General features: G+C 43.7%; 20 protein-coding genes. 18 read left to right on the top strand and 2 right to left on the bottom strand.

Translation table 11 applies throughout. The features are described from left to right. Positions 1 to 19: 19 nt before the first annotated feature. Positions 20 to 667 (bottom strand): PAQR family membrane homeostasis protein TrhA, encoded by a 648-nt coding sequence (gene trhA, locus GCWU000182_RS07420; RefSeq protein ID WP_023392202.1) that lies wholly within the window; start codon positions 665 to 667, stop codon positions 20 to 22. A gap of 131 nt (positions 668 to 798) precedes the next feature. On the opposite strand from trhA, the gene GCWU000182_RS07415 reads away from it, so the two are divergent. The 18 genes from GCWU000182_RS07415 (at position 799) to recQ (ending at position 18,592) form a co-directional block, all read left to right on the top strand. Next, a complete protein-coding gene (locus tag GCWU000182_RS07415; RefSeq protein ID WP_035364330.1) occupies positions 799 to 1,017 on the top strand; it encodes a YozE family protein in 219 nt (72 codons plus the stop codon). Positions 1,018 to 1,032: 15 nt separating this feature from the next. Further along, the gene (gene deoD, locus GCWU000182_RS07410; protein ID WP_023392200.1) at positions 1,033 to 1,755 is read left to right on the top strand and encodes a purine-nucleoside phosphorylase; all 723 of its coding nucleotides are present in this window, start codon (positions 1,033 to 1,035) and stop codon (positions 1,753 to 1,755) included. 29 nt (positions 1,756 to 1,784) lie between these two features. Further along, positions 1,785 to 3,209, top strand: a complete 1,425-nt coding sequence (locus GCWU000182_RS07405; RefSeq protein WP_023392199.1) for a S41 family peptidase — start codon at positions 1,785 to 1,787, stop codon at positions 3,207 to 3,209. Then, positions 3,206 to 3,805 (top strand): signal peptidase I, encoded by a 600-nt coding sequence (gene lepB / locus GCWU000182_RS07400; protein WP_023392198.1) that lies wholly within the window; start codon positions 3,206 to 3,208, stop codon positions 3,803 to 3,805. Before GCWU000182_RS07405 ends, lepB begins: the two co-directional genes overlap by 4 nt. A gap of 23 nt (positions 3,806 to 3,828) precedes the next feature. After that, positions 3,829 to 4,698 (top strand): ribosome biogenesis GTPase YlqF, encoded by an 870-nt coding sequence (gene ylqF / locus GCWU000182_RS07395; protein ID WP_268442946.1) that lies wholly within the window; start codon positions 3,829 to 3,831, stop codon positions 4,696 to 4,698. Next, positions 4,698 to 5,486: a ribonuclease HII gene (locus GCWU000182_RS07390; RefSeq protein WP_023392196.1), complete on the top strand. Its 789-nt coding sequence runs from the start codon at positions 4,698 to 4,700 to the stop codon at positions 5,484 to 5,486. The genes ylqF and GCWU000182_RS07390 overlap by 1 nt, the downstream gene beginning before the upstream one ends. A 126-nt stretch (positions 5,487 to 5,612) precedes the next feature. Next, a complete protein-coding gene (locus tag GCWU000182_RS07385) occupies positions 5,613 to 5,993 on the top strand; it encodes a BlaI/MecI/CopY family transcriptional regulator (protein ID WP_023392195.1) in 381 nt (126 codons plus the stop codon). A gap of 15 nt (positions 5,994 to 6,008) precedes the next feature. Continuing rightward, positions 6,009 to 7,439 (top strand): M56 family metallopeptidase, encoded by a 1,431-nt coding sequence (locus tag GCWU000182_RS07380; protein WP_035364327.1) that lies wholly within the window; start codon positions 6,009 to 6,011, stop codon positions 7,437 to 7,439. 232 nt (positions 7,440 to 7,671) lie between these two features. Further along, positions 7,672 to 8,403, top strand: a complete 732-nt coding sequence (locus GCWU000182_RS07375; protein ID WP_023392193.1) for a polyphosphate polymerase domain-containing protein — start codon at positions 7,672 to 7,674, stop codon at positions 8,401 to 8,403. A 15-nt stretch (positions 8,404 to 8,418) separates the two neighbouring features. Next, positions 8,419 to 9,102, top strand: a complete 684-nt coding sequence (locus GCWU000182_RS07370; RefSeq protein ID WP_023392192.1) for a DUF4956 domain-containing protein — start codon at positions 8,419 to 8,421, stop codon at positions 9,100 to 9,102. A gap of 176 nt (positions 9,103 to 9,278) precedes the next feature. Continuing rightward, the gene (locus tag GCWU000182_RS07365) at positions 9,279 to 9,551 is read left to right on the top strand and encodes a hypothetical protein (protein ID WP_023392191.1); all 273 of its coding nucleotides are present in this window, start codon (positions 9,279 to 9,281) and stop codon (positions 9,549 to 9,551) included. 156 nt (positions 9,552 to 9,707) lie between these two features. Beyond that, complete coding sequence (gene dprA, locus GCWU000182_RS07360) at positions 9,708 to 10,616, top strand: DNA-processing protein DprA (protein ID WP_051372940.1); 909 nt, start codon at positions 9,708 to 9,710, stop codon at positions 10,614 to 10,616. A gap of 91 nt (positions 10,617 to 10,707) precedes the next feature. Further along, on the top strand, positions 10,708 to 12,768 hold the full coding sequence (topA, locus tag GCWU000182_RS07355; protein ID WP_023392189.1) for a type I DNA topoisomerase: 2,061 nt from the start codon (positions 10,708 to 10,710) through the stop codon (positions 12,766 to 12,768). A 158-nt stretch (positions 12,769 to 12,926) separates the two neighbouring features. After that, a complete protein-coding gene (gene xerC / locus GCWU000182_RS07350) occupies positions 12,927 to 13,835 on the top strand; it encodes a tyrosine recombinase XerC (RefSeq protein ID WP_035364325.1) in 909 nt (302 codons plus the stop codon). Between the two features lie 24 nt (positions 13,836 to 13,859). Further along, positions 13,860 to 14,384 (top strand): HslVU peptidase proteolytic subunit, encoded by a 525-nt coding sequence (hslV, locus tag GCWU000182_RS07345; protein ID WP_023392187.1) that lies wholly within the window; start codon positions 13,860 to 13,862, stop codon positions 14,382 to 14,384. A gap of 40 nt (positions 14,385 to 14,424) precedes the next feature. Continuing rightward, entirely contained in the window at positions 14,425 to 15,813 is a 1,389-nt protein-coding gene (hslU, locus tag GCWU000182_RS07340; RefSeq protein WP_035364322.1) for an ATP-dependent protease ATPase subunit HslU, read from the top strand. Positions 15,814 to 15,848: 35 nt separating this feature from the next. Then, positions 15,849 to 16,730 (top strand): aldose 1-epimerase family protein, encoded by an 882-nt coding sequence (locus GCWU000182_RS07335; RefSeq protein WP_023392185.1) that lies wholly within the window; start codon positions 15,849 to 15,851, stop codon positions 16,728 to 16,730. 41 nt (positions 16,731 to 16,771) lie between these two features. Continuing rightward, positions 16,772 to 18,592 (top strand): DNA helicase RecQ, encoded by a 1,821-nt coding sequence (recQ, locus tag GCWU000182_RS07330; RefSeq protein ID WP_023392184.1) that lies wholly within the window; start codon positions 16,772 to 16,774, stop codon positions 18,590 to 18,592. Positions 18,593 to 18,633: 41 nt separating this feature from the next. Here the strand turns inward: recQ and plsY are convergent, their stop codons facing one another. Next, positions 18,634 to 19,278, bottom strand: a complete 645-nt coding sequence (gene plsY, locus GCWU000182_RS07325) for a glycerol-3-phosphate 1-O-acyltransferase PlsY (RefSeq protein ID WP_023392183.1) — start codon at positions 19,276 to 19,278, stop codon at positions 18,634 to 18,636. Positions 19,279 to 19,342 lie beyond the last annotated feature (64 nt).

The raw sequence follows: 19,342 nt of genomic DNA, 5'->3' as shown, positions 1-19,342 counted from the left end.
TACGGCCATTGGATTTTTTTTATACAAAGTATAAGATGCTATAAAACATGAAGACGGCGCCGCCTAATACGAAAAGGTGCCAAATGATATGCATCCATTTGTTGTCTTTCATACGATAGAAAATCGTTCCTAGTGAGTAAGTGACACCGCCCAAAGCTAAGAGCAGAATCCCGGTCAAGGGAATGGATTGTGCTAAGGGATAGATGATGAAGACACTAAGCCAGCCTAATCCAAGGTAGAGGAAGGTGCTGAGTTTTGGCCATCGGCCGATAGCAGAGACTTCGAAGATAATACCTCCAATAGCCAAGGCCCAGACAAGCGCTAGGAAACCATAGCCCGCAAGCCCCCCAATTGAAACCATGAGGTAGGGGGTGTAAGTACCTGCGATTAAAAGGTAGATAGATGAATGGTCAATCTTTTGGAAGACATCTTTATAGCGCGTCAGGCTAAAGGAATGATAAAGGGTTGAATTTAAGAATAATAAGAAGAGGCTAGCTCCGTAGATCGCATAGGAGACAATCTCTAAGTGTGAGCCATGTTGGACGCCTTTGAGTATGAGCGCAACCGTGGCAATAATGCTTAAGAGGGCGCCAATACCATGAGTTGCAGCATTGAGAACTTCAATGAGGACCTGTTTAGTATAGGATAATTTGAGTGTTTCTTTCATGTTTTCCCTCCTTTTCTATCATTGTACCCTAAATAAACAGAGAAAGAAAGTTAAAGCCTTAGGGACTATGTTTTGCATCTTGTGGCCTTTTTTTGGTAGAATGGGTATATACAGACACGAAGGAGGGCCTAATGGCAAAGAGTTTTTACGATTATATTTCTCGATCGGTGGACTATGGAGCCAAGGACCCCATGAGTCGCTTGGCGAATGCTATCCACTCAGATCAAGGGTTTCCTAAGCGTAGCGACGAATTTGACGAAATCTCACGTTACATGGAAGACAGCCCTCATTATTCACGTCTATTGTCCATTTTTGATGATGCGTGGCAACAGTATCTTTACCACAAATAGAAAGGATTGAAATTTATGTCGATTCATATTGCAGCCCAAGAAGGCCAAATCGCTGAAGTAGTTTTATTCCCGGGGGATCCATTGCGGGCCCAATATATTGCTGAAACCTTCCTGGAGAATGTGACGCGTTACAATACGGTACGCAACATGTTCGGTTTTACTGGGACCTACAAGGGTGTTCCAGTTTCTGTTCAAGGTTCTGGTATGGGGATTCCTTCAGCCATGATTTACGCTGAAGAACTCTACCAAAGCTATGGCGTTAAGACCATTATCCGCATTGGGACCGCTGGTGGGATGAAAGAATCTGTCAAAGTTCGGGATATCGTCTTTGGTCAAGGGGCGACGACTGACTCTAGCTGCTTAACCAATATCTTTAATGGGCAAGTCTCCTTTGCAGCCTTAGCTGATTTCAAGGTTCTAGATACTGCTTATCATCTAGCAGCAGAAAAATTACCTAAGGAAAATATCCATGTCGGTAATATTTTATCTAGCGATCGTTTCTATAATGAAGAGATGGACAAGGGCAAACTAGCTCGTTATGGGGTCTTAGCTGTGGAAATGGAAGCAGCTGGGCTCTACGCCGTGGCAGCTAAACACAACCGTCAAGCCTTGGCTATGTGTACGATTAGTGACCACTTAATTACAGGTGAAGAAACAACGGCTGAAGAACGCCAAACAACTTTCACACAAATGATGGAAGTTGCCTTAGGAACAGCTTACGCGCTACAAAGCAAATAAGCTCAATATTCTTGGAAAGAAGGGATTCGATGAAGTTAAGTAAAGGATTGAAATGGTTATCCGCCTTACTGGTAACAACCAGTGTCGTTACGACAACAGTTCCTGTAGCTGCTGCACCATTTAGCCTCTTTGGCTCAAAAGAACAGCTTTCAGATGAAGACATTCAGAAAATTCAGGAAGTCTATCGTTCTATTCGTGAAGGCTACATTGAAGAAATTGATAAAGAGAAGATTTTAGAAGGTGCCCTGAAAGGTATGGTGTCTGCCACAGAAGACCCCTATTCAGAGTATTTTAACAAGGAAGAATCGACTGCCTTCGATAATGCCATGAGTGATTCCTTTGAAGGGATTGGGGTTCAATTCCAAGTCAAAGGTGGCGAGATGGTTGTCATTAGTGCGCTTGATGATACGCCTGCGTCTAAGGCTGGTTTGCAGCCTAATGACGTCATTGTCAGCGTAGATGGGACAGAGCTTAAGGACAAAACAACACAAGAAGTCATGAAACTTATTCGTGGCCCTAAGGGGTCTGAAGTCAAACTCGTGATTCGTCGCGGTGGTTCAAGCTTCGAGGTTAAGTTAACTCGTGACACCATTCCAAATTATTCAGTGACTAGCAATTTGGACGAACAAGACAAGACCATTGCCCACATTAAAATTATCCAATTTGGTGAAAATACCGCCAAGGAATTGGAAAATGCCGTTAAGAAAGCCCGTGAAGACGGTGCTAAGAGCTTTATCTTTGACTTGCGTAATGACCCAGGTGGTCTTTTAAGTCAGGCGCTTGCGATTGGGAATATGTTCTTAAAAGATGGCGATGTCATCCTCCAAACCCAAGAACGTGGCAGTGATCCGACTGTCTTTTCTGCGGATACTAAGCTTTATGGTGATTTTAAAATCACAGAACCTTATGTCTTCTTGGTAGATGGTGGTTCAGCTTCAGCTAGTGAGATTCTAGCTGCTGCTATTAAGGAAAATACCAAACATGATTTAGTAGGTGAGAAAACCTTCGGTAAGGGGACCGTTCAACAAGTACTCAATCAATCAGATCTTGGCGAATTGAAGCTGACGATTGCTAAATGGTTAACGCCAAAAGGTGATTGGATTCATAAACAAGGGATTGAGCCAACTGTTGCGGTCGAGCAAGAACCAGTCGCTAAGGCAGTGAGCCTCAGTTACGATGACACCTTAGCCAAGGGCCAATCTAATGACGGAGTAAAAAATCTGGCCTTAATTCTTAAAGCCTTAGGCTATGAATTGGAGTCTACTGAATACTTCGACGATAAAATGGAGGCTGCTGTCAAGGCCTTCCAGAAGGATAAGGGACTGACTGAAGATGGTCAAGTAACCGGTAAGACGGCAGACGCCCTCAATGAGGCAACCCGTGAGTATCTCAAGGCCCATGACGTGCAGTACGACAAGGCTAAAGAAGTACTTAAGCAAGGAAACAACTCATGAACTCGCTTAGAAAATTAGGCCGTGACCTGGTCAATGTGATTTTCTATCTCATGATTGCCGTCTTAATCTTAACAGGTATTCGTCAGTATATTCTGCAGCCCTTCCAGGTAGATGGGCATTCTATGGAGTCAACCCTCCATCATGGAGAGCATATGTTGCTCTTTCCTAGTGCTAAGATTAATCGCTTTGATGTAGTGGTATTTCCTGATCCGAAAGGGTCAGGAAATTCCTATGTTAAGCGGATTATTGGTTTGCCTGGTGATCATTTGCAGGTGAAGAATGACCAACTCTATCTCAATGACTTGCCAGTACCAGAGCCATATCTGGAACCAAATAAATCTCAAGCTGATAGCCATCCATTTACTCAAGACTTTTCCTTGTGGGATACCTTGGGAATTGAGTCTATTCCTGAAGGATATTACTTTGTTATGGGGGATAACCGACCAGGATCAGGGGATAGCCGTCAGTTTGGTCTAGTCCCAATTGCTTCGGTTCAGGGCAAAGCTGACCTAGTTTATTGGCCTTTCAATCAAATGCGACGCATGGCGCAATATCAGCTACAAGCAGATGGCTCCTTGTCTATTAGCGCACCCTAAACTATGTCCTAGGAGGAAAGTTCGTGTCACAACCCATTCAATGGTTTCCTGGCCATATGGCCAAGGCTAAACGTGAAGCCAAGGAAAAACTCAATTTAGTTGATATTGTTATTGAGCTAGTTGACGCTCGTATTCCTGAATCCAGTCGTAATCCCTTGATTGACGAAATTGTAGGTAATAAGCCTCGTATTATGGTCCTCAACAAGGCTGATTTAGCAGATCCTGCTAAGACTCAGGCCTGGATTAACTACTATCAAAGTCAAAGTATCCATGCTTTGGCCATTGATGCTCAGCATGGTAAAGGCCTGAAACAACTTGAGAAGCAGTGTCAGCTACTTATGTCAGATTACTTTGCCAAACAAGCTGCTAAAGGGGTCAAGCCGCGTGCTATTCGCCTGATGATTCTGGGGATTCCTAACGTAGGTAAATCCACCTTAATCAATCGCTTTGTGGGCAAGAACCAGGCCATTACTGGTAATAAGCCTGGGGTTACCAAGGCCCAACGTTGGCTAAAAGTAGGGCGTAATTTTGAATTACTGGATACGCCGGGGATTCTCTGGCCTAAATTTGATGACCCATTGGTGGGCAAAAAATTAGCCCTAACCGGTGCCATCAAAGACCAACTGGTTCATATGGATGATTTGGCTCTTTATCTATTAGAATTAGTATTAGGCAATAATCCGGAGGTTCTGAAACAGCGTTACCGTCTGACTGAACAAGAGTGCCAACTGCCCCTAGTAGAGTTACTTTTAGTTATTACTAAGAGACTGGGCTTTAAGGAGGATTATGATCAGGCATCTACAAAATTAGTGATTGACTATCGCCAGCACCAATTAGGTAGTTTGACCTTGGATCAAGTGCCTTTAGAAGCCTCATCAGTAGGTGAAAATTAATGTCTAAGTTAACTGTAAGTCAAATTAAGGATGCTTTGCTAGAAGTAGAGGATGAGTCTCATGAATTATTAGCGATACTAGCAAAAGACGAGCGTAAAAGTGTCCAAAAATTGCTTGAAAAATGCCATAAACGCCTACAAAATCAACAAATCATGTTTCGCGTCCACCAAAAAAGACTTATACATGAAATGGCAGCCTATGAGGCTGGATATCAAGTGATCGCCGGATTAGATGAGGTAGGGCGTGGGCCTTTAGCTGGCCCAGTGGTGGTAGCAGCAGTTGTGCTGCCTAGAGACTGCCAGCATTTACTGGTTGGGGTGACAGACTCTAAGCAACTTTCACATGCAAAACGTCTAGAGTTTGCCCGACAAATTCGTGAGGTCGCCCTTGATCTTAAAATTGTTGCCATTCCTCCAGCGATTATTGACCGGGAGAATATCTATCAAGCTACGCGCCAAGGGATGAAGGCTGCAGTTGAGGCTCTAAGGGTAAAACCTGATTACTTGTTGCTAGATGCCATCACGATTGATTCTGATCTGCCACAAGAATCTTTGGTCAAAGGCGATCAACGATCCTTATCTATTGCGGCGGCTTCTATTGTGGCCAAGGTATATCGGGATGAATTGATGGTCCAATATAGCCAGACCTACCCAGAGTTTGGTTTTGAGCGGAATATGGGCTATGGGACCAAGGAACACTTAGTGGCCTTGGATAGAGTAGGTTACACGCCTATTCATCGTCGGAGTTTTGAGCCGGTTAAGTCCATGTACAAAACATATGAATCTTAAAATTCAATCGGTTCCGTTAAGGAGCCGATTTTTTTGTGGAGAAGGCAGGATAAGCTTGACAAACCCCTTAGACATTTGTAGAATTAAAGTGAGAAAGATTGATTTATCAAACGAAAGGAGATTCTTATGGCAGCAAAAATTAAACGTCTAGCAGATGGCGAATTTACTATCTTGAAGGCCATCTGGCAATTGCCACAGCCTACCACTTCTGCTCAGATTATTGAATATCTAGGTGAAGACAATCATTGGAAGCCACAAACCTTGCTTACGGTCTTGGCTCGCCTTACTGAAAAAGGCTATCTCAATAGCGAGCGAGTGGGGCGGGAACGTCACTATACAGCAATAGTTTCAGAAGCAGATTATCTGGAGGTTGAGGCCTCTGACTTTTTGAATCGCTACAAGGGTCACTCTCTCAGTGGCTTTATTAATAACTTATTCCGTTCAAATTCCTTATCTGATTCTGACATGGATGAATTGCGTGACTTGCTGAATCAGCATAAGTCCTAGTGAGGAGGGGGCTAAATGCAAGACATACTCTTTAACTTCTTTTTGACTAGCTTATCAGTTTCTTGCTTAATCCCATTTGTCAGTATTTGTTTTATGCTTTTCAAGAATCGACTGTCAGTGCGCAGTAAATACTATATCTGGATTGGCGTCATTCTAAGTCTTCTCTTACCATTTAGACCGGCTTTTAGTCTAGGGCTAATTGAGGTACAACCACCTGCACCATTACTGCCAGCGACAAGACCGCCTCAGTTGGAATCTGCACCAATAGAAGCATCGGGAACGCCGCTTGCAACTTCTGCTTGGTCCTTTAATCTAATGCATGTTATTTTGTTGGTCTGGCTTATAGGTGTCTTTGTTTATTTGTGGCGCCAGCTCTATAGCTATTTCAAATTTAGGACCATGCTCAAGCGTTGGGGCGACCCAGTTGAAGACTTAGCCATCTGGGAAAATCTTGCAGAGATGCAAGCGCTTGTTGGTGTAAAACGTGAGATTGGCCTAATTTATTGTCCTTTGGTTCACAGTCCACTGCTTTTTGGCTTCAGAAAACCAACCATTGTGCTTCCTGAGCTTGACTACACAGAGGAAGAATTTAGTTTAATCTTCCATCATGAATTGGTCCACTATAAGCACGGAGATGTCTATGTTAGCCTCTTAGCCATGTTTATTAAGAGTCTCTACTGGTACAACCCATTGGTTCGTTTCGCAAGCAAGGAGTTATTGGAAGCAGGGGAAATGTACTGTGATGCTACAGTTTTGGCGCAACAAGATGTTAGCTATCGAATCTTCTATGGTGAGACAATCCTAACCATGATTGATCGAAGTAAGAAAAACCAAGTGGCTTTAACTACTTGTTTCTATTCTAATCGCTTTAACCTCAAACGACGTATACTAGCTATAATGGATAATCGCTATCCGATTCGATTCTTATCCGTTCTTGCCATTCTAGGAGTTGCCGCTTTGGTCTTACTATCGCGTTCTGTCTTTGTAATGGCACAACCTCCTGCCAATCAAGTGGTAGAGAACCATACAAGCGAGCCAAGAATTTCTAGTGACCAAGCACGAGATTATGCTTTAGCAGAGGCTGGCCTGACGCTTGACCAGGTACAAGCCTTAGAAATAGAGCTATCCCAGGATCGCTATTTTGTGGCTTTCCAATATCAGAATTCTATTTATCAGTACCAAATCAGTGTCATGGATGGGCAAATTTTACGTGTATATGAGACCAATCAAGTAATGGTCTCGAACTCACAAACCAGTGCAAGTATCACAAGCTCTGAGCAAGCAAGCAGTCAAACTCCTAGCAGTGAGTCTGCGCAGACTCCATCCATTTTTAGACCTCTCCTCAACGTGCAATCCTTTTTCAAAGATGGGGATGACGATGAGTCTGAGGACAAAGATGAAATAGATGATCCCGATGACCCAGATGACCCTGATCTTGATGATTAAATAAGCAAAAATCGACTTGAAGACTAGCGAGAGCCCATAAGACTCTCGCTTTTTTCATATGTAAAGCTTTTTAAATATAACAATCTTATTACAGAACTCAGATTTACTTGAATCCCTATAACTACAAATGTAGAATAATGATATAAACGACAAATGTAGTAAATGGCTTAGCTCCTAGGGAGCTTATCATTATACTTTAAATACTACATGTGTAGAATTGGGGGAGTAAAAAATGAAAGAGCATAAAGTTCAAAAGAATTTCCAACGTATCGAGAGTAAATATTTAGTGGATGCCAAGACCATGACGGCACTGGAGAAGGAGTTTAGTCAACACTTAGTGCCAGATGACTACCCTGTCTCGACGATTAGTAACTTGTATTTTGATAATGCAGACTATGACTTAGTGGAAGATTCATTAGCTAGATTGCATGGACGAGAGAAAGTCCGGATGAGAACCTATGATGCTAAGCCTAAGGCTGATAGTTTTGCCTTCTTAGAGATTAAGAAGAAGATTTTAGAAGTAGGGCATAAGTACCGTTTTGTAGCAGATATGGCAGATATTATTCGCTATGTGGCCCATCCAACCAATGCACGTCCGGATGCTAACCCAGAGTTGCAATTAACTTTGTTAGAGTTACAACGACGTTACGTGGCACTTAAGCCAATGATGTTTATTGGTTATAAACGTCACTCATATCGTGGGATTGAAGACCCTAAGGTACGCGTAACCATTGACCGCGAAGTTGTTTACCGAAACTATGACTTAGATTTAACAGCAGGGCGCTATGGAGAACCATTAGTCGACGACGATCAAGTTATTCTAGAAATCAAGGTCAATGGCGATCAACCTGACTGGATGGTTGAAATTCTGAATCGCTATCAGGTTGAAGAAATTTCTTTCTCTAAATATGGGCGAGCCTATTCTAAAACTTTAGAAGCTTCAGAAGCTCGCTTAGCTTTATAATAGGGAGGTAGGTTTATGAACCAATTATTCAATTCAGTTTATGTGGCAAATGAAGCCAATGCTAAGCCTGAAATGTTAATGATGTCACTACTAGTGGCCTTATTAACTGGTCTTTGGTTGGCTTGGGTCTATAAGTATAAAACGCTTTATACAAAAGATTTTGTTATTACTTTGGCTCTTTTGCCAACTATCATTGCCATGATTATCTTTTTAGTCAACGGCAATTTGGGCACCAGTGTGGCTGTAGCCGGGACCTTTAGTCTCATACGCTTCCGTTCGGCTGCAGGGGGCGCCAAGGAGATGCTGGTTATCTTCATGGCAACTGCTATCGGTTTAGCTTGTGGTATGGGCTATGTTTTCTTAGCCTTGGGCTTTACCTTGGTTTTGACCTGTCTTCTCTTGACTTTGGAGCATGTTAACTTTGCTAACGCCAGTCAATCCCGGCGCTATCTGACTGTTAAAATTTCGGCTGATCAAGATTATGATTTGCTTTTTGAAGGAATCTTTGAGGCCCTCTGTCAATCCGTGGAATTGGCTGCCATTTCTTTTGAAGATGGCGACACCTTACTCAAATTAGACTATATCGTAGACCTCAAGCGCGAGGTCAGCGATCATGCCTTTATCAATCAATTTCAGGCCTACAATACGCTAGCCAAGGTTAGCTTGAGTAAAGTGGCCAAGAAGAAAAAGACCTTATAAGAAGCGTGTTTGCCAGCAGTTTTATCTGAACAGCTGGCATTGCTTTATTTGACACAATTATGTAAACGCTTTATAATTATTGTGTAGAAATTCTTCAGGGAGATAGAGTAACAAAGTTCAATGCTCATATAAAAACATATTCGTTGCTACTTGACTAAGCGGAAAGGGAGAGTGCTATGAGACCTAGAAAAGAGTTAGTAAAAGAATTACTTGCTAAACTTGCCCAACAATCACCTGTGCATCTTGATCCAGAAAATCTCTTGGATTTGGATAATCAGCATGTCTATAGTCAAGAAGAGGTCATATCAGCATTAGAATATCTTTTGCATGAAAACCATATCTCAGGCCTCATCCTCTATGATGATCAAGGGTTAGCCTATCACTTTACGATTGATAGCTTGACTCATCAAGGGAGAGTTTGCTTAGATAGTCTAGAAAAGGAAGCGTGAATTCAATATTGCCTTTATCTTGTCGGAACTGGGATTTACTCCCAGTCTTTTTATATGCTTAACTTACTAATATATATAAATATGCAACTTTTTAGTGTTTATAGACGCATTTTATACTCCTTTTTGCCTATATATAGTATGAAAGGGGAAATCTTGATGGATTTGACGATGAAGGAGCAACTCATTCTTTTGAGCCTAGAAGGCGCTAATTACCGTGAGATTTGGTATTACCTCAAGCATGCTATCAAAAGTGCCTGTCATCGCGACGCACTTCAGCTCGCAGACTGTCAGGCTATGTTAAGGGAAGTACAGAAAGAAGCAGGCGTGTTAGTTAATCCAAGTTTTCATTTCTATTTGGATGACCAACACTATGTAAGAATTAAGGAATTAGCCAACTATAGCCTGATGATTGGAGAAAGGCTCTATCCTAGCGCCTGGTTAGAGATTCCTAAGCCTCCTTTGCTTGTTTATTTTCGGGGACATATTGAATGGTTGCAAGAGCCACTTATTTCGATTGTTGGAACTCGAGCTATTAGCTCACAAGGTCAGCGAGATGCCAGCTCGCTAACACAAGCTTTGTGTCAAGCAGGTTATGTTTGTGTCTCGGGGATGGCTTTGGGAGTAGATGCCATGGTCCATCGAACGGCTTTAAGTTGCCCTGGCGGTAAAACCATTGCTGTCTTGCCTGCTGGCTTCGGAACCTGTTATCCACGAAGCCATGCTAGTCTCATGAACGAATTAGGCCAATCCAACTTGCTCTTGTCAGAGTATCAACCTCATATAGGAATAAAGAAACATCATTTCATTATGCGCAATCGTCTGGTGGCGGGTATCGCGCCTGCCCTAGTGGTTGTCGAGGCAGCCTTGAGGAGCGGGAGTCTCATCACAGCTAATTTTGCCCTGCAGTATAATCGCGAGATTTATGTCTGTCCAGGCCATCTAAGTGATGCCAATTCAGCTGGATGTAATCAGTTAATTGAAGCGGGGGCTAATGCCATTTATAGTCTGCCAGACTTCATGGGTGACCTGGAAACTCTCTATCGTCTCCAAGCTATAAAGAATTAAAAGTGTTGACAAGCGATCCGGTTTCGTCTAAGATTGATACGATTTACATTGAAGCAAGCCCCATTGCTCGAGAAAGGGATGTGTCGATCAGGTGACTTATAAATATCTGGTGATTGTCGAATCACCAACAAAAGCAAAAACTATTGATAAATACTTGGGTAAGAACTATAAAGTAGTAGCCAGCAAAGGACACTTGCGTGATTTACCTAAGAGCAAAATGGGTGTGGATATCGATAACCATTTTGAACCTAGCTACATTAACATTCGTGGCCGTGGTGATACCATTAAAGAACTTCGTAAATACGCCAAAAAAGCTGAAAAAGTCTATCTAGCAGCCGACCCGGACCGCGAAGGGGAAGCCATCGCCTGGCATCTGTCCTATATTTTAGGTTTGGATCCTAGTGATAAGAACCGAGTGGTCTTTAATGAAATTACCAAGGATTCTGTTAAGGAGGCCTTCAAGCATCCGCGTGCCATTGACCAAGAACTAGTCGATGCTCAACAGGCGCGTCGTATCTTGGACCGGGTAGTCGGTTATTCTATTTCACCTATATTATGGAAGAAAGTTAAAAAAGGTCTATCTGCTGGTCGGGTACAGTCGACGGCCTTGAAACTGATTATTGACCGTGAACTGGAAATTCGCAATTTCAAACCAGAAGAGTATTGGGATATTCCGACGACCTTCCTTAAGGGCAAAACCAAGTTCCAAGCTGATTTTTATGCACTGGATGGCAAGAAGCGAGAGCTTAAGAGCCACCAAGATGTCCAAACGGTGATGGCGCGAATTGATCAAAAGGCCCCATTCACGGTAGATGAGATTGAGGAGAAGGAGCGTCGTCGTAAGTCACAAGCCCCATTTACTACCTCAACTCTGCAACAAGAAGCGTCTAATCGTCTTGGTTTCCGTACCAGCAAAACCATGATGGTCGCTCAACAGCTCTATGAAGGGATTAGCCTTGGCCGTAACACAGTCGGTTTGATTACCTATATGCGTACTGACTCAACCCGTATTGCGCCAAGTGCCCGTCAAGCTGCCCTGGATTATATTGACGAGACCTTTGGATTTGAATACCTTGGACCTGGTAAGGTAGTCCGTAATAGCCAAAGTGCACAAGATGCCCACGAAGCCATTCGACCATCCAATGTCACGCTGACGCCAGAGTCCATCCAAGCATCCTTAACTAAGGACCAATATCGACTCTATAATTTGATTTGGTCACGTTTTGTAGCCAGTCAGATGGCAGATGCAGTCTACGACACCATTCGTTGCGACTTAAGTCAGAATGGTGCGACCTTCCGTGCAAATGGCTCTAAGATTAAATTCCCTGGTTTCCTTAAGGTTTATCCGTCTCAAGGGGCTAAGGATAACTTCCTACCAGACTTAAAAGTTGGGGAGGCAGTAAAGGTAGCGGATATGAAGCCAAGCCAACACTTTACCCAACCACCTGCTCGTTACAACGAAGCTTCCTTGGTTAAGGTCTTAGAAGAAAAGGGGATTGGCCGTCCATCTACCTATTCACCAACTATTGAAACCCTGCGCAAGCGTTACTATGTCAAAATGGTAGCCAAGCGGTTTGAACCAACTGAACTAGGTGAGATTGTCAATAATCTCATGACTAGTTATTTCCCTAATATCGTGAATACCGAGTTTACGGCTGGCTTAGAAACAGAACTGGATGCCATTGAAGAAGGTAAGTTCCAGTGGGTTCAAGTCCTAGAATCCTTCTATGAAGGCTTTAAAGGCAATTTAACCAAGGCCGAAGAAGAAGTAGCTAAGATTGATATCAAGGATGAGCCAGCTGGTTTTGCTTGCCCTGAATGTGGGCACGATATGGTCATTAAGATTGGCCGTTTTGGTAAGTTCTATGCTTGTAGCAATTTCCCGGATTGCCGCCATACAGAAGCGATTGTCAAAACCATTGGGGTGACCTGTCCGCAGTGTCATCAGGGCCAAGTGGTCGAACGCCAATCCAAGAAGAATCGGCTCTTCTTTGGCTGTAATCGATATCCAGAATGTGACTTTGTCTCATGGGATAAGCCAATTGGACGCGACTGCCCAGTCTGCCAACACTATCTAGTAGAAAAAACAAGTCGCAAGGGCAAACAAGTTGCTTGCAGTCACTGTGACTATCAAGAAGATATTCAAAAATAAGCAAGTTCCTTGCCAGCATAAAAGAGATTAAACCGAGGTTTAATCTCTTTTTGTTTATCAATTCTTAACAATTGAGAGCAAATGAAGCGGGGCAGTCGCTTCAAGAGCAAAAAAGTGATACACTAAAAGACATAGAAAGAATGAGGGTAGGTGGTCTTATGCAAGAAGCTATTGCGCGTTTTCTCCAATATATCAGTGTTGAAAGACGCTATTCTCAGAAGACCCTGGCTGCCTATCAACAAGACTTAGCGGCTTTTCAGTCTTTTATTGAGACTAGCGGTGGCGGTGATTTGAAGCAAATTGCCTATCAAGATGTTAGACTCTATTTGGCTTATCTCAATGAACAAGCCTATGCAAAGACTAGTATCCGCCGTAAATTATCCAGTCTACGGTCATTTTTTACCTACTGCCTAAGCCAAGGGTGGATTGAGACTAATCCCATGGAATTGGTTCAGTACCAGGTTAAAAAGAAGACCTTGCCACAATTCTTCTATGAACAAGAACTGACTCAACTCTTTGATTCCCTTTATAAGCGGGAAGATGATGCGGCCTGGCGTGACCGAATGCTTCTAGAAGTTCTCTATGCGACTGGTATGCGGGTCAGCGAACTGAGCGAATTGAGCTTAGAGCGCCTCAACTTAGAGGTGCAACTTATTCGAGTTCTAGGTAAAGGGAACAAGGAACGCATCGTCCCCTTGGGAGATTCAGCGACCCAAGCCATTCGGGATTACTTAAGTCATTTAAGACCGAAAATTGATAGAAATAATAGCCCATACCTGCTACTGACTGACAAAGGAGCCCCAATGAGTCCCCGACAGATTCGGACGCGACTCAAGAGCTTGGTTGAGGAGCAGGCCATGAATTTAAAAATCTATCCCCACAAATTGCGGCATTCTTTTGCCACACATTTGCTCAATAAGGGGGCAGACCTGAGGACGGTTCAAGAACTCTTGGGCCACGCCAACCTCAGTTCAACCCAAATTTATACGCATGTAACTAAAGACCAATTGCGTAGCCAATACCTTAAAGCCCATCCTAGGGCCAAACAAGCTAAGCAAGATAAATAATCACGCTAAAAGGAAGTGACCATCATGACAACAATTTGTGCTGTAAAAAAAGATAATCAACTAGCCATGGCTGGTGATGGCCAAATTACCATGGGCCAGCAAGTCATTATGAAAGGCTCTGCCCGTAAGATTCGACGCATTTATCATAACCAAGTCCTGGTTGGTTTTGCGGGTGGGGTAGCGGATGCTATTACCCTATCAGAAATGTTCGAGACCAAGCTCAGTGAGCACCAAGGACAATTGACCAGAGCGGCTGTCGAACTAGCCAAGTCTTGGCGTTCTGACCGGACTTTGCAGAAGTTAGAAGCCCTGCTGATTGTCATGGACAAGGAAAACCTCCTCATGGTCAGTGGGACGGGGGAAGTCATTGAGCCAGATGATGGCATTTTGACCATTGGTTCAGGCGGCAACTATGCTTTAGCTGCAGCCCGTGCTCTCAAGCGTAACGCACCTGAATTAAGCGCTGTGGACATCGCCAAACAAGCCTTACAAATTGCCAGTGAGATTGATGTCTTCACCAATGACCAAATTCGAGTGGAAGAAGCTTAGTAAGCTGACTTGCCATTATAATAGAAGGGATGAATTGATTATGAGTCAATTAACACCACGTTATGTTGTCAATGAGTTAAATAAATACATTATCGGACAAGATGAAGCCAAACGTGCCATTGCTATTGCTTTGCGCAATCGTCTGCGCCGTCTCAAGTTAGAGCCTGCTATGCAGGCTGAAGTCAAACCAAAGAACATCTTGATGATTGGACCAACTGGGGTCGGGAAGACCGAGATTGCGAGACGCTTGGCTGAAATCGCCAATGCTCCTTTTGTCAAAGTAGAAGCGACCAAGTATACCGAAATTGGTTATGTTGGTCGTGACGTAGAGGCCATGGTACGTGACTTGGTTGAAGCCAGCATTCGCATGGTCAAGAAGATTAAACATCAAGAAGTGAGAGAAGAGGCCTATGAGCGTGCTTTGACCCGTCTAGCTAAGGCTCTTAAACCAGGCATTAAGCAAGAGAAGAAGCAACAAGCCCAGCCTAATGATTTTATGGCTATGTTGCAGCAAATGACTCAAAGCCAGGAGGAACCTCAGGAAGTGGTGACAGATGACATTAAGGTCAGTCGCCGCCAAATCAAGGAACAATTGCGCCAAGGCTTAATCAATGACAAAGAAGTTACCATTGAGTTAGAAGAGAAGAAACTGCAACTCAACAACTTAAACCCTATGATGGAACAAATGATGGACGTCCAATCCGAGTTCCAAAACTTACGGCCTAAGAAAAAAATCAAGCGCAGTGTGACCGTCAAGGAAGCGCTGGAATTGCTGACGGAAGAAGAGTCAGATCATCTGGTTAATCAGGATGATATCAATCAACAGGCCTTAGAATTGGCTCAGAACAGTGGCATTATCTTCATCGACGAAATCGATAAGATTGCGACTTCATCCAATCATGGTGGAGAAGTTAGTCGCCAAGGGGTCCAACGTGACATCTTGCCAATTGTTGAAGGTAGTGACATTCAGACTAAGTATGGTATTATTTCAACTGATCATATTCTCTTTATTGGATCGGGTGCCTTCCATGTGGCCAAACCTTCTGATTTAATTCCTGAATTACAAGGCCGCTTCCCAATCCGTGTCCAGTTGACCGACCTTAAGGTAGATGATTTCCGCCGAATCCTGCAAGAGCCTGCACATGCCATTTTGCATCAATACCAGGCCATGTTGGCTACAGAAGGGGTAGAGGTCATCTTTACAGACTCTGCTATCGATAAAATGGCGGAGTACGCGGTGCTCTTAAATGAGTCAACCGATAATATTGGGGCTCGTCGTCTCCATACTATTGTCGAGACCGTCTTAGAGGAATTACTCTATGAAGCCGCGGATATGAATATGGGCCGTATTGAGATTAATGGGGCATATGTCAGTCAACGTTTAGATAAGATTGTAGAAAGTCCTGATTTAAGCCACTATATCTTATAAGCAACTCGCATAACGAGATTTGAGGAGGTATATCCATGATACAACTAGAGAATGAACAAGTAATTGTAAAAATTAAGGAGATGGGGGCCGAACTGACCTCTGTCTTGGACCGCGCGTCAGGTTATGAATTCATCTGGCAAGGGGATCCCAACTATTGGGGACGTCAGGCGCCCATTCTCTTTCCTATCGTGGGTAGCTTAAAGGAAGGGGCTGTCTCCTATCAAGGGCAAGACTATCACTTACCGCGTCATGGTTTTGCTAGAGATAGTTACTTTCGTGTCATTGCTCAGTCGCAACAAGCGGTTACCTTTGAACTGACATCAAATGATGAGACCAAAGCCCTTTATCCTTTTGACTTTGTGCTGCAAGTCTCCTATATTTTGTCTGGCCCACGTTTGACTGTTTCTTATACGGTCCACAATCCTAATTCTAGCCAGGTATTATACTATAACATTGGGGGACACCCGGCCTTTAATGTCTGCCAAAATGATAAGGACGAGTTTGATGAGGTATACCTTAGCTTCCAACCACAGGAGATGTTGCGCCATATTCCTCTAGATGTAGCTAGTGGCTTAATTGAGCTTAATAAGGCGCGCTACCAAGAGTTGAGTCGAATGGAGCTTAGTCACAAGACTTTTAAAAAGGATGCGCTCATCTATCAGATCAAGCCAGAGACTGAGTTGCTCTTAGAAGACGCTCAAGCCAGCATTGGACTTAGTCATCATGGCATGACTTTTGTGGGGATTTGGTCTCCGTATCCTGCTAAAGCACCATTTGTCTGCCTAGAACCATGGGCAGGCATTGCGGATAGCAGTGAGACCAGTGGCCAGTGGCCAGAAAAATACCAGGTCATCGAAGTGGGACCATCCAATGTATCCACCCATGACTACACCCTGACTTTTACTAAGAAAAACTAAGACAAGAAATTTAGGAATTAGCAGAAAGCGAGGCTAGACATATGCATTCCCTTGAAGTGGCGCCCCAAACCAAAAAGGGGGTTCTAGCAGCCTATTATGGGTATGATCATTTTCGCCCAGGCCAAGAAGCCATTATTGATGCCATTCTATCTGGACGGGATGCTATGGCCATTATGCCAACTTCTGCTGGTAAGTCTCTTTGCTTTCAAGTGCCAGCTTTGTTATTGCCAGGGGTTACCTTGGTGATTTCGCCACTTATTTCGCTAATGCAAGACCAGGTTTCTAGCTTGGAAGCCATGGGCATACCTGCAGTTTTGATTAATAGTGGTCAAAGCTTGGAAGAAAACCGTCAAGCAGTAACGGCCTTAAGAAGTGGGCGAGTCAAATTAGCCTATATTGCGCCAGAGCGCCTGTCAAATGACTATTTTTTGAACTTAGTCAGCCAATTAGAGGTTAGTTTAGTGGCGGTGGATGAAGCTCATTGTATTTCCCAATGGGGTAATGACTTTCGGCCTTCCTATCAAGCCATTCCTCATTTGCTGGACTATCTAGACAAACGGCCGATTATGGCGGCTTTTACGGCGACAGCCACGCAACAGGTTAGGCAAGACATTGTCCATTATTTAGGGCTGCAAAAGCCCTTTGAAATGGTGACAGGATTTGATCGACCTAATCTTTTCTTTGCCTTGGAAGAACCAAGCGATAAGATGAGAAGACTTAAGGAACTTTTGGCCAGTGGCGAGCCTAGCATTGTCTATTGTGCCACACGCAAAGACGTGGAGTCTGTAGCTAGTAAACTAAATCAGTCCGGTATTAAAGCCAGACCCTACCATGCTGGAATGGACATGTTAGATCGACACGCTGCTCAACGCGCCTTTCAATTTGATGAGATTCAGGTGGTGGTGGCAACTAATGCCTTTGGTATGGGGATTGATAAATCCAATGTGCGTCAGGTCATTCATTATGCTATGCCTAAGGATTTGGAATCCTACTATCAGGAAGCTGGTCGCGCTGGCCGAGATGGCGAAGACTCTCGTTGTACCTTGTTCTATTCAGACCGCGACATTATGACCAATGTCTACCTGATTGAACAGGGTGGCGATCCAATCGGACGCCAGAAACTCAATGAAATGATTGACTATTGCCGAACCACTCAATGTTTGCGGGGCTTTATGTTACGTTACTTTGGTGAATCTCCACATGAGACAAATTGTCAGTCCTGTACCAATTGCACGACGACAGTGGAACAAGTTGATATTACGGTGTCTGCGCAAAAGATTCTAGCCTGTGTCTATCGCATGGGCCAACGTTATGGTTTGACTAAGGTGGCCGAGGTTCTTAAGGGCAGCCAGAAGGCAGACATCAAAGGAACATATCTGGCTGATCTACCCACTTATGGGCTCATGAAAGACATACCAGAAGTGCAAATCAAGCGTTATATTAGTGCCTTGGTGGTAGAAGGTTATCTTAAGATGGTGGGGCAAGACTATCCCATTCTCAACCTAACTTCCAAGGCTAAGTCGGTGCTAAAGGGGCAGGAACAAGTAAGTATTAAGCATACTTTGGCAATGAGTATTGCTAAGATGAGCCAAGTCAAGGCACGGGGGAATGAGAGTCACGATGCCTATGATCAGGTTCTCTTTGAACGTTTGCGACAAGTCCGCTATGATTTAGCTCAAAAGCATCAGGTACCACCTTTTATTATTTTTTCGGATGCTACCTTGCGCGCCTTGTGTCGTCATTTTCCGACGACGGAAACAGCCTTCCTGACTATTTCAGGTGTGGGGCAGAAGAAATTATCCCAGTATGGCTATGACTTTATGAAAGCCATTGAGGACTATCTGGTTGAAAAAAATCAGTAAAAAACACGCTTAACTCTCAAGGGAGCTAAGCGTGTTTGCTTTTATTTAGCTTGTGATGAATCCTTGGATCCATGCTGATTGAGCCAGAGACCAAGACCAAAGTTAATGGTCTTTTCTTCATGTCGCAGCAGGCGCTCAATATTCTGACGGTGACGATAAATCATAAAGAGGGCGATAAGGATAAAGGTCACGCCGTAGATTTTATTAGGCTGAGTCAAGAAGAGGTAGCAAGCGGTCAAGCTATAAGAAAGCATGGCTGAGAAGCTAACAGTACTGGTTAGATAGAGTAGGGTAAAGAAGCTAATAACCATGACCAAGGCAATCCAGAAATGGAAGCCTAGTAAGACGCCGATAGAGGTGGCGACAATCTTGCCGCCCTTGAAGTTGGCCCAGATGGGATAGGCATGGCCAATTAAGGCTGCTAGTGCAACAGCTGAGATAACCCAGGCGTTGTCGGTGAAGAGCCATTTGGCTAAGAGAACTGGAATCCAGCCCTTCAAGACGTCAATCATGGCAACCAAGACGGCTGACTGAAAGCCGTAGGTACGTCCAATGTTAGTCGCACCACTGTTACCAGAGCCGGTTTGGCGCACGTCTTGACGATAGCGTAAACGTGAATACCAAACACCAGTAGGGATGGAGCCTAGTAAGTAGGTAGCAATAATCAATAGGATTTTGAGATGCATAGAGAGCCTCCTTTAAATTCTCCTTTAGTGTATCACGAATTCCTACTAAAAAAAAGGCCAGGGG

Origin of the sequence: Abiotrophia defectiva ATCC 49176 (assembly GCF_000160075.2) — a bacterium.
Lineage (GTDB): Bacteria > Bacillota > Bacilli > Lactobacillales > Aerococcaceae > Abiotrophia > Abiotrophia defectiva.
This window is presented reverse-complemented; position numbering and strand designations above follow the sequence as displayed.

What these genes read in the sequence shown, in the direction of transcription:
- GCWU000182_RS07405 (WP_023392199.1), top strand. Translation starts at nt 1,785, where the DNA reads ATGAAGTTAAGTAAAGGATTGAAATGGTTATCCGCCTTACTGGTAACA.
- GCWU000182_RS07370 (WP_023392192.1), top strand. Translation starts at nt 8,419, where the DNA reads ATGAACCAATTATTCAATTCAGTTTATGTGGCAAATGAAGCCAATGCT.
- GCWU000182_RS07380 (WP_035364327.1), top strand. Translation starts at nt 6,009, where the DNA reads ATGCAAGACATACTCTTTAACTTCTTTTTGACTAGCTTATCAGTTTCT.
- deoD (WP_023392200.1), top strand. Translation starts at nt 1,033, where the DNA reads ATGTCGATTCATATTGCAGCCCAAGAAGGCCAAATCGCTGAAGTAGTT.
- GCWU000182_RS07375 (WP_023392193.1), top strand. Translation starts at nt 7,672, where the DNA reads ATGAAAGAGCATAAAGTTCAAAAGAATTTCCAACGTATCGAGAGTAAA.
- trhA (WP_023392202.1), bottom strand. Translation starts at nt 667, where the DNA reads ATGAAAGAAACACTCAAATTATCCTATACTAAACAGGTCCTCATTGAA.
- dprA (WP_051372940.1), top strand. Translation starts at nt 9,708, where the DNA reads ATGGATTTGACGATGAAGGAGCAACTCATTCTTTTGAGCCTAGAAGGC.
- GCWU000182_RS07385 (WP_023392195.1), top strand. Translation starts at nt 5,613, where the DNA reads ATGGCAGCAAAAATTAAACGTCTAGCAGATGGCGAATTTACTATCTTG.
- hslV (WP_023392187.1), top strand. Translation starts at nt 13,860, where the DNA reads ATGACAACAATTTGTGCTGTAAAAAAAGATAATCAACTAGCCATGGCT.
- GCWU000182_RS07415 (WP_035364330.1), top strand. Translation starts at nt 799, where the DNA reads ATGGCAAAGAGTTTTTACGATTATATTTCTCGATCGGTGGACTATGGA.
- GCWU000182_RS07390 (WP_023392196.1), top strand. Translation starts at nt 4,698, where the DNA reads ATGTCTAAGTTAACTGTAAGTCAAATTAAGGATGCTTTGCTAGAAGTA.
- GCWU000182_RS07365 (WP_023392191.1), top strand. Translation starts at nt 9,279, where the DNA reads ATGAGACCTAGAAAAGAGTTAGTAAAAGAATTACTTGCTAAACTTGCC.
- lepB (WP_023392198.1), top strand. Translation starts at nt 3,206, where the DNA reads ATGAACTCGCTTAGAAAATTAGGCCGTGACCTGGTCAATGTGATTTTC.
- recQ (WP_023392184.1), top strand. Translation starts at nt 16,772, where the DNA reads ATGCATTCCCTTGAAGTGGCGCCCCAAACCAAAAAGGGGGTTCTAGCA.
- xerC (WP_035364325.1), top strand. Translation starts at nt 12,927, where the DNA reads ATGCAAGAAGCTATTGCGCGTTTTCTCCAATATATCAGTGTTGAAAGA.
- GCWU000182_RS07335 (WP_023392185.1), top strand. Translation starts at nt 15,849, where the DNA reads ATGATACAACTAGAGAATGAACAAGTAATTGTAAAAATTAAGGAGATG.
- hslU (WP_035364322.1), top strand. Translation starts at nt 14,425, where the DNA reads ATGAGTCAATTAACACCACGTTATGTTGTCAATGAGTTAAATAAATAC.
- plsY (WP_023392183.1), bottom strand. Translation starts at nt 19,278, where the DNA reads ATGCATCTCAAAATCCTATTGATTATTGCTACCTACTTACTAGGCTCC.